The organism is Megamonas sp. (assembly GCF_986095205.1).
The window spans coordinates 1-9,639 of record NZ_CFQVBI010000009.1 but is presented as its reverse complement, the minus strand read 5'-3'; the positions used below and the strand labels follow the sequence as shown (position 1 = coordinate 9,639).

Here is a 9,639-nt window from a genome sequence, read left to right as displayed (position 1 = left end):
TTTTCTGCTTTCGCCACATTCACGCTTAACTTTATTTCATGTTTACGTTGTAGTTCAGATATCTTTAGGGTTTTCCAGCAATTCAGACAGTATTGGATAGTTCTTTGTCTATCTCTACGTACATATTTCTATATACGCTGACTATTTTGTTCGCCTAACTCATGATTTAAATCACAAGTGTGCGACTCACAATAATCAATAGCCATGATTTTATAATTTCTAGCGCAAGTGGCATCATATACACCATCGCCAAACCAATGGGAACGATCTGACATAGGTATCATTATTTTATCAATTTCATCATATTTTCCATTATAATAACCTAAAGTTTTCATAAAAAATCTCCTTTAATTAGACAAAGACCCGAAGATTACTATTAAAATATATACATAAAATTAATAGAATTCTTCGGGTTTTTATTTCACTAAATTATGCTTCTTGCGCTTCTTGTTTGCAAATAACAACAATATCTTTTATTTCAGCACGGAAAAAGTCTGCTACACGATATGTATTGCTTTCATAAAAAGAAATACAATCAGAACCAGGTAAAGATGTAGCATCATGATCTCTAAAAATTGTAGGTTCTCCTACATATTCTCTACCATCATTACAAATAACTCTTACAATGTGACCTTTGTATTGTTTAAAATCTTCATTAAACATGCACAATCGCTCCTTAAAACTTTGATTATTATAATTTTACCTTATACCATCTTTATTATCAACTATTAAACAATTATTTACAATATTTTATAATTTAGTATAATATTATATATGTTGTTTTTCCAACAAAGGAGTAGTTTTATGCAAAAATATTTAGATATACTCAAAAACTCAGCTTTATTTTCTGGCATTGATACAAAGGATTTAATCAATATGTTCAAATGCCTTTTGATGAACATAAAAACTTATGAAAAAAATTCTTATATACTCAAAGCCTCTGAACCACTCGTTGAAGTAGGTATAATTTTAAAAGGTAGAGTAAATATCATCAAAGAAGATTATTGGGGCAATCGAACAATTCTCACTACGCTTTCAACAGGCGATTTATTTGGCGAAAGTTTTGTTTGCACGAATATTAACAATAATTGTTTCAGCATTGTAACTGCTGAAAAAGCTGAAATTATGTTTTTAAACTATCAAAAAATAACTTCACCTTGTCAATTTGCATGCAATTTTCATTCAAAAATTATTCAAAATATGCTTTTACTCATAGCTAAAAAAAATATACAATTAACAACAAAGATAGACCATTTAAGCAAAAAAACAACTCGTGAAAAAATCTTATCTTATCTATCTAGCGAAGCTTTAAAAAACAATAGTAATTCCTTTACCATTCCCTTCAATAGACAAGAACTTGCAGATTTTCTTTCTGTTGAAAGAAGTGCTATGTCTGCTGAATTATCACGCATGCAAAAAGATAAACTAATTACTTATCACAAAAATAATTTTACTTTATTATAATTTTTATTAAATGATTAAAATTTAGGAGTAATCACATGTTTAAATCTTTACGTTGGCTTATAAAATTTAGAAAAAATTTCCAAAATCTAAAAAAACATTATCAAATAATCATCTATGCTACTAAAAAAGACTTTGCTTATTATCAGCAAAAACAAAGTTTAAGCGATTATCAAATGGAAGAAGTGCTTTTTTATATAGCACGAATGCAAGATTATCATCAAAAAATCTCATCTATGTCACTTCTTCAAGCTGGCATCACTAAAAATAGAGATTTTCAAACTTATATCGGTTTATTTAAAAAAAATATGTTTAAATGCAATGAAATTTTAATGATAGGCGCTCGCCATGAATTATTGAGATTTCAACAAGATATAGATTTTCTAATCAATGATAAAAGCCATGATTTATTCAAGCATCTAAGCCCAGATATTCAAACAGCTTTTATTAATATTTATAAATTAACACATAACACCATAAAATCTATAGATGAAAATAATTTAAGAAATTTTGCTCAATATAAATATAAATTAGACATATTTCTAGAAAAACTTAATAAACGTCTATCTCCGCAAAAATATAATACACTTTTCAACGAAATCAACAGACTTCAACAAAAATCTTAACTAAAAAATTAAAAACTAAATATATAATCAACTAAATAATAAGTTTGCAAGAAGTAACTATATGTTACTTCTTTTTTTATGCAGATTTTATCGATTTTTTCTCTTGACTTCAACATAATTTAATGTATAATAATTGGTACTACCAATTATTTAAATAGATAGGGGTACACATTTGGAAGATAGAGGTTATATCTTAGTTTTAGAATATATCAAGGAATTAATCATTTCTGGTAATCTCAGTGTTGGTGATAAACTCCCTACTGAACGCAAATTATCTGAAACACTTTCTCTAAGTCGCAATACTATCCGTGATGCAATTCGCATTATGGGAAGCATGGGTTTTATTGAAAGCCGTCAAGGTTCTGGCAATTATTTATCTAATAAAATCAGTGGCAATATCTCCGCCACTATAAATTTCATGTTACTTTTAGAGCAATCTAATTTTACTGAAATCAATCAAATCAGACGTGCTATTGCCTTAGAATGTTTTCGCCATGTTTTTACAAAATGCACTGATAGAGAAATAAAATTGCTACAAAAAGTAGTTACAAAAATGGAGCAATGTCATCGTGAAAGCCACTATGACAAATTATTTCATGATATTATTTTACATATCTCTCAAAACAAATTAATGATTAGCATGATGAATGCACTTTCTAATGTATGTTGTACATTAATTGATAATATTTTTTCCAGCGCTACAGCTGAAACCAAAAATACAATTATCAATTCACACAAAGAAATTCTAAATTGCATCATCAATCGCAATGAATTAGCTGGTTATGCAGCTATTAATCACCATTACGATTTAGTTGATAAAGAAATATTAAAATGGAAGGCGGTTCTTTAAGTGAAATTACTTGAACAATTTGGTATTATTTTAACTTTAACTTTTATCGTTGAAACTTTTAAGGAACTCGTTCCATTACCTGTTCCCGCTAGTGTTTATGGCTTAGTTTTAATGCTTTTACTTTTAAAATTCAAAATTCTAAATATCTCTGCTATCAAAGATGCTAGTAAATTATTAATCGAAACTATGCCTATCATGTTCATTCCTGCTGCTGTTGGACTTTTAAATGCATGGAATGTAATTCGTGATTTATTAATTCCTTTGGCCTTAGTAGTAAGCTTAACTACTGTTATTGTAATGGTTATTTCTGGTCATATAACACAATTTATTATTGTATCTAGTAAGAAGAAAAAAGGGGCTTGCTAATTAGATGTTACAGGATCTTATCTTTAATTCAGCTTTATTTGGTTTGATTATTAGCTTATTAGCCTATGAAATAGGTTTGCGCATAAAACGTAAATTAAAAATTGCCATTTTCAATCCTTTGTTAATAGCAATAGGTCTTATAATCACTTTTTTAGTAACCTTCGATATTGATTATGAAGAATATAATCGAGGCGCTAAATATTTAGGTTATTTATTAACACCAGCTACAATCTGTCTTGCTGTTCCTTTATATGAACAACTAGAAGAATTGAAAAAGAACGTAAAAGCTATCATGGCTGGTATCGTTTCTGGTGTAATCACTAGTATGAGTTGTATTTTAGCTTTATCTATTTTATTTAGCTTTAGTCATACAGAATATGTAACACTTTTACCAAAATCTATCACAACTGCTATAGGTATTGGTATATCTGAAGAATTAGGTGGTATCGTTACTATCACTATTGCTGTTATCATTATCACTGGTGTATTCGGCAATATGACTGCTGAATATATCTGCAAAGTATTTAAAATTTATGAACCTGTAGCTAAAGGTGTAGCAATTGGTTCATCTGCTCATGCTATGGGAACTGCAAAAGCAATTGAAATGGGCCCTATTGAAGCTGCTATCAGTAGCTTAACTATTGCTGTAGCTGGTATTGTTACTGTAATTGCTGTTTCATTCTATGCGACTTTATTATAAATTTTACACTCCAAAAAAAACTGCTATTGTATTGCATTTTAATCCGTTAAATGATTTTAAGATGCAATTCTAGCAGTCTTTTTTTATTTCTAAATTCATCTTTTAAATTCTCAATAAAAATTTATATTGTTCAATATTTAATGCCGATTTTAATAAACTTTGAATAATTGAATTTGCCTGTTCTACAGAAGATTTCTTTCTTCCTAAAGAGTAATTCATCAAAAATTGTTGATAATCTAAAGAAGTAATATCTTTTAATCTCTTTTGACCAAAATAATATTTACCAATATTTATATTATTAATAACTATAGGCAAATCTAATTTTCTTATCTGTAAACGATATTCTTTTAACCATTTATCTGCATATTCATTAAAAGTAATATTACTATTTACAATATTATTTGATTTATTTTTATTATAATCTTTTACCTTAAACATGAAATTATTCAAATTTGCCATAATATCACCATACCTTTAAATATTAAAGCTATTAGTTCGGAAAACTGAACTTTATAGATATTTTATCATAGATAAAATACTTTTTCAAATGAGAAATCCATTTTAATATACACAATATTTTATTTAAAACCTTGACTTGAAGTTTACTCCAAGTAGTATAACAATATATAGAAAAATATTTATTTGGAGGTAATAATATGTCTACATTAAAAGAATTTAGTGATTCTTTAATTTTTCCATTAGGAGATAAATTACCAGAACAATTCAGTAAATTTTTTATTGGTCAAGCTCATTTGAATATGCTCACTACTACAGGTGTTTCTATTGGTAACGTTACTTTTGAACCTGCTTGTCGCAACAATTGGCATATTCATCATAAAGGCGGTCAAATATTATTAGTAACAGCTGGCGAAGGATATTATCAAGAATGGGGAAAACCTGCTCAAAAATTAAAAGCTGGCGATGTTGTCAATATTCCTGCAGAAGTAAAACATTGGCATGGTGCTACAAAAGATAGTTTCTTTTCTCATTTAGCTATTGAAGTTCCTGCTGTTGGTGGCTCTAATGAATGGCTTGAACCTGTAACTGATGAAGAATATTTGCAATTAAAATAATAAAAATTCCAGATAAAATTAAATTTATAAACCAGAAACTGCATTTTTAAAATTAACCTAATATAATTTTAGAAGTGCAGTTTTTATTATCTACTCTAAAGAAATTTAAACTTTTAATATCTATATATTTAATATATGTAATTAATTCTTTTTTCTTACTCTTTAGAAAAAACCTTAAGTATTGACACTATATATTATAATATAGAACTAGAAAATAACCTTTACAAAATATTGCTTATTCTCTAATCTAAATATAGTGGTGCATAATCAAAGTTTAATATTAAAGGAGTAGAAAATATGCAAACTAAATTAACTAATATTTTACAAACTCAATTTAATAAAACAATTGAAGATTGTACAAATGAAGAATTGTATACTGGATTATTAATGCTAGTAAAAAATTTAAGCAATGACAGAAAACCAACTTCAACCCCTCGTAAACTTTATTATATTTCTGCTGAATTTTTAATAGGTAAATTATTATCTAACAACCTAATAAATTTAGGTATCTATGATGAAATAAAAACATTACTTGCTGATAATGGCAAAAATTTAAGTGATATAGAAGAAATTGAACTCGAACCATCTTTAGGTAATGGTGGTCTTGGAAGACTTGCTGCTTGTTTCTTAGACTCTATTGCAACTTTAAATTTATCTGGCGATGGTGTAGGTTTAAATTACCATTTTGGTTTATTCAAACAAAAATTTGAAAATCATCTTCAAAAAGAAGAAAAAAATCCATGGATTACAGATAAATCTTGGTTAAATGATACTAATATTGGTTTTGATGTTGAATTTAATGGTTTTACTGTTCATTCTAAATTATACGATATTGATGTATTAGGTTATCAAAAAGGCTTAAATAAATTACATCTTTTCGATATTGATACTATTGACGAAACTATCGTTAATGATGGTATTTCTTTTGACCAAAAAGACATTCGTAAAAATTTAACTTTATTCCTCTATCCTGATGATAGCACCAAAGAAGGTCAAATGCTTCGTATCTATCAACAGTATTTCATGGTAAGCAACGCTGCACAATTAATCTTGATGGAAGAAAAAGCTAAAGGACATGATTTACATGAACTTTATAAATATGTATGTATCCAAATCAATGATACTCATCCATCTATGGTAATTCCTGAATTAATCAATCGCTTAGTCTTGGAAGGTATCGATTTACATGAAGCTATTGATATCGTATCCAAAACATGTGCATATACAAACCATACTATCTTGGCTGAAGCACTTGAAAAATGGCATCTTGAAGATTTAAAACAAGTAGTACCTCAACTCATTCCAACTATTCAAGAATTAAATGCTATTGCTAAATCTCGCAGTGATAACAAAGCCGTACAAATCATTGATGAACATAACCTTGTGCATATGGCTCATATGGATATTCATTTTGGCTATAGTATCAATGGTGTTGCTTCCTTGCATACTGAAATTCTCAAAAACAGTGAATTAAAAGCTTTCTATGAATTATACCCAGAAAAATTCAATAATAAAACAAATGGTATCACTTTCCGCCGTTGGTTATTGCACTGCAACCATGAATTAAGTCAATATATCACAACTTTAATTGGTGATGAATACAAAACTGATGCTACAAAATTAAAAGATTTATTGAAATTTGTTGATGATGAAACTGTTTTAAATAAACTCTTAACTATCAAACAAAATCGTAAACAGGATTTATGCAACTATTTAAATAAAACAATGCATTTGACTTTAAATCCAAATAGCATTTTTGATATTCAAATTAAACGTTTACATGAATATAAACGTCAACAAATGAATTTACTCTACATCATTCAACTTCTCCAAAAAATCCGCAGTGGTTATGTTCCTTCTACACCTATTACTTTCATTTTTGGCGCTAAAGCTGCACCAGCTTATATCATTGCTAAAGACATAATTCATGCTATCTTATGTCTTCAAGATATTATCGCTAAAGATCCTGTAGCTTCCAAATACATTCAAGTGGTAATGGTAGAAAACTACAACGTAACTAATGCCGAAAAACTCATTCCTGCTTGCGATTTCTCCGAACAGATTTCTCTTGCAAGTAAAGAAGCTAGTGGTACTGGTAATATGAAATTCATGCTCAATGGTGCTATTACAATCGGTACTGAAGATGGTGCCAATGTAGAAATTCATGAACTTGTTGGCGATGACAATATCTATATCTTCGGTGAAAGCAGTGATGATGTTATCGCTCATTACAACAACAACGATTATGATGCAGGAAAATACTATAATAATGATGAAATTATTAAAAATGCCGTAGACTTCTTAATTTCTGAAGAAATGACATCTATTGGACAGGCAGAAAATCTCCAGCGTTTACATCATGAATTAATTTCTAAAGACTGGTTCATGAGTTTATTAGATTTAAAAGCTTATATTCAAACAAAAGACCAAGCATATAACGATTACGAAGACCGCTTAGCTTGGGCTAAAAAATCTTTAATCAATATCGCTAATGCTGGTTACTTCTCCAGCGACCGCACAATCGCCGAATATAATCATGACATTTGGCACTTAGACAAATAAGTTTAAACAAACTTAATAATTTAATTCTATAAAAAATACCTAATGAGCTATGTATAAAGCAAAATTTATCGCATAAACTCATTAGGTATTTTTTTATTCTATATCTTTTTCACTGATTACCATAATTTTATTATCTTTTAATAATTTAGCAAACAATCCATTTCCTTCTACTAATGTATGTGAAAAAGTTCCATCATAAATTGTTTTACTGCCACATGTTGGACTATTCGCCTTCAATATAGCCAAATCTATATTTTTATCTTTTAATTTTTCCCATGCTTTATCTACACCATGAAGAAAAATCTCTGTCATATCCTCATTATCTTGCGTTATGACTTTATTATCTTTTATTTCTACAGGCTTTCTAGGAATACTAAGTCCTGTCAATATTTCTGGACATATTTTATATACTTCTTTATCTTTTAACAAATGCTCTATTTCTTCATTATAATTGTTTTTGCCATTATATTTACAATTATCGCCTAAAAGGCAAGCACTCACTGCAATCTTTGAACTTAAATATATTTTTAATTTATTTACGATTTTTTCATCAGCTGCCAGCCAATTTACACTATCTAATTCATCTTTTGTCAGCCATTTTGCCTCATCATGTATTTCTTCATTGATTACAAAATCATCTATACTACAAATATAGCAATCCATAATCATATGAAAATTAGGATACGTATAATCTATCGTAGCAAAGTAGCTATCAATTTCAATATTAGCATTTAATTCTTCTTTTATTTCTCTAATTAATGCTGTTTTTTTATCTTCTCCTTCTTCTATCTTTCCACCGGGGAATTCCCAACCACCTTTAAACTCCCCATAACTTCTTTTAGTTGCCAAAATTTTATCTTTATCTTTAATTATAGCTGCTACAACTCTTATACTTTTCATATCTTCACCTTATATCTTAAATTTTAATTATATTTATATCACTCTTTCTATTATATTATTCTTATAAATCATAGTACAAGAAATTTATCAAAATAACCTTACCCCAAAATTGCAAATTAACATATAAAATATATCATATATTTTTATCTATACAATATTGACTATAACTAACAAACCATATTTCTACTGCTAAAAAAAATCCTAACATAGATTTATATTCAAAATCCACTGTAGCTGGTAATCTTACAGGAGTTATATATATATTTCCTGTACTCAGTGTTGCTAAAGTATTACTTTCTAATTGTGTTAATGATATAATTGGTATTTTTTGTAAATAAAGTTTTTGTGCAACATCTATAACATTTTTAGATTCTCCACTTAATGAAATAATAATAAATAAATCACCTTTTCTTATATTTCTAATAATAGTAGCAAATTCATCAGGTACTTTTATTTCATAAACTAATATATTGCAATTAACAAATAAACGTGATATTTCACTAGCAACATTTTTTTGTACATAACCTGAAGCATATACAAATATTCTTTTTGCATTATATAATAATTTATTTAATTTAGTAAAATCTTGCTTAGCAATCCCTTTGCCTACTTGTTCACATAAATTAATAGTTGCTTGTGCTATATCTATTGAAGAATTTTCTATCTTTTGATTTAATTCCATCTTTAACATAGTTTTTAAATCACTAAAACCATCTAATCCTAATTTTTTAGCAAAACGAAGTACTGTTGTTTTAGAAACATTACAATTGATTGCTATATTATAAATTGACATATATGGACATTCAGCTTTATTAGCATAAATATATCTCCATATTATTAAATCTGTAGGATTTAATTTATTTAAATTTTTACTAACTAATTCTTCTAATAACATCAAAATATCTCCTAAAAATATAGATTATTATATTTATAAAAAACTTTATAATTAAATAAAAGAACCTAGCTTTGTAAATACAAAACTAAGCTCTTTTATTATTTACAATATAATATTATTCTTAGAAATAAAATTCCATTTGTGCACGGAAGATATCTACATCTTGTCTACCTTCTGTACTTGTTGCATTTACTTGTGTACCTGTT

Annotated in this window: 12 protein-coding genes; 7 read left to right on the top strand and 5 right to left on the bottom strand. The window is 27.8% G+C overall.

The genetic code is table 11. From position 1 onward, the window contains the following. Window positions 1-128: 128 nt before the first annotated feature. Together AC5LAX_RS01170 and AC5LAX_RS01165 are read right to left on the bottom strand one after the other, a co-directional pair. Complete coding sequence (locus tag AC5LAX_RS01170; RefSeq protein ID WP_266287201.1) at window positions 129-335, bottom strand: hypothetical protein; 207 nt, start codon at window positions 333-335, stop codon at window positions 129-131. A gap of 94 nt (window positions 336-429) precedes the next feature. After that, entirely contained in the window at window positions 430-663 is a 234-nt protein-coding gene (locus AC5LAX_RS01165) for an LSm family protein (protein WP_008537449.1), read from the bottom strand. Between the two features lie 141 nt (window positions 664-804). Here AC5LAX_RS01165 and AC5LAX_RS01160 point away from each other — a divergent pair, with 141 nt between their 5' ends. From AC5LAX_RS01160 to AC5LAX_RS01140, 5 genes are all read left to right on the top strand, one after another. Next, window positions 805-1,464, top strand: coding sequence for a Crp/Fnr family transcriptional regulator (locus tag AC5LAX_RS01160; protein WP_022227802.1), 660 nt, complete (start codon window positions 805-807; stop codon window positions 1,462-1,464). A 35-nt stretch (window positions 1,465-1,499) separates the two neighbouring features. Next, window positions 1,500-2,087, top strand: coding sequence for a hypothetical protein (locus AC5LAX_RS01155; protein ID WP_018999552.1), 588 nt, complete (start codon window positions 1,500-1,502; stop codon window positions 2,085-2,087). A gap of 172 nt (window positions 2,088-2,259) precedes the next feature. Beyond that, a complete protein-coding gene (locus AC5LAX_RS01150; RefSeq protein WP_008537446.1) occupies window positions 2,260-2,937 on the top strand; it encodes a FadR/GntR family transcriptional regulator in 678 nt (225 codons plus the stop codon). Beyond that, complete coding sequence (locus AC5LAX_RS01145) at window positions 2,938-3,303, top strand: CidA/LrgA family protein (RefSeq protein WP_288908852.1); 366 nt, start codon at window positions 2,938-2,940, stop codon at window positions 3,301-3,303. A gap of 4 nt (window positions 3,304-3,307) precedes the next feature. Beyond that, a complete protein-coding gene (locus AC5LAX_RS01140) occupies window positions 3,308-4,003 on the top strand; it encodes an LrgB family protein (RefSeq protein WP_018999554.1) in 696 nt (231 codons plus the stop codon). A gap of 102 nt (window positions 4,004-4,105) precedes the next feature. Here AC5LAX_RS01140 and AC5LAX_RS01135 read toward each other — a convergent pair whose 3' ends face one another. Then, on the bottom strand, window positions 4,106-4,462 hold the full coding sequence (locus tag AC5LAX_RS01135) for a hypothetical protein (RefSeq protein WP_115151856.1): 357 nt from the start codon (window positions 4,460-4,462) through the stop codon (window positions 4,106-4,108). 197 nt (window positions 4,463-4,659) lie between these two features. On the opposite strand from AC5LAX_RS01135, the gene AC5LAX_RS01130 reads away from it, so the two are divergent. Together AC5LAX_RS01130 and AC5LAX_RS01125 are read left to right on the top strand one after the other, a co-directional pair. Beyond that, on the top strand, window positions 4,660-5,076 hold the full coding sequence (locus AC5LAX_RS01130) for a cupin domain-containing protein (RefSeq protein WP_018999556.1): 417 nt from the start codon (window positions 4,660-4,662) through the stop codon (window positions 5,074-5,076). A 297-nt stretch (window positions 5,077-5,373) separates the two neighbouring features. Then, window positions 5,374-7,638 carry a glycogen/starch/alpha-glucan phosphorylase gene (locus tag AC5LAX_RS01125; protein WP_288908850.1) on the top strand — a complete coding sequence of 755 codons (2,265 nt, stop codon included), beginning with the start codon at window positions 5,374-5,376 and terminating at the stop codon, window positions 7,636-7,638. A gap of 93 nt (window positions 7,639-7,731) precedes the next feature. Here the strand turns inward: AC5LAX_RS01125 and AC5LAX_RS01120 are convergent, their stop codons facing one another. Together AC5LAX_RS01120 and AC5LAX_RS01115 are read right to left on the bottom strand one after the other, a co-directional pair. Beyond that, window positions 7,732-8,538: a 2-thiouracil desulfurase family protein gene (locus tag AC5LAX_RS01120; RefSeq protein ID WP_288908849.1), complete on the bottom strand. Its 807-nt coding sequence runs from the start codon at window positions 8,536-8,538 to the stop codon at window positions 7,732-7,734. A gap of 133 nt (window positions 8,539-8,671) precedes the next feature. Next, window positions 8,672-9,433, bottom strand: coding sequence for a MurR/RpiR family transcriptional regulator (locus AC5LAX_RS01115; protein ID WP_018999558.1), 762 nt, complete (start codon window positions 9,431-9,433; stop codon window positions 8,672-8,674). Window positions 9,434-9,639: the final 206 nt, after the last annotated feature.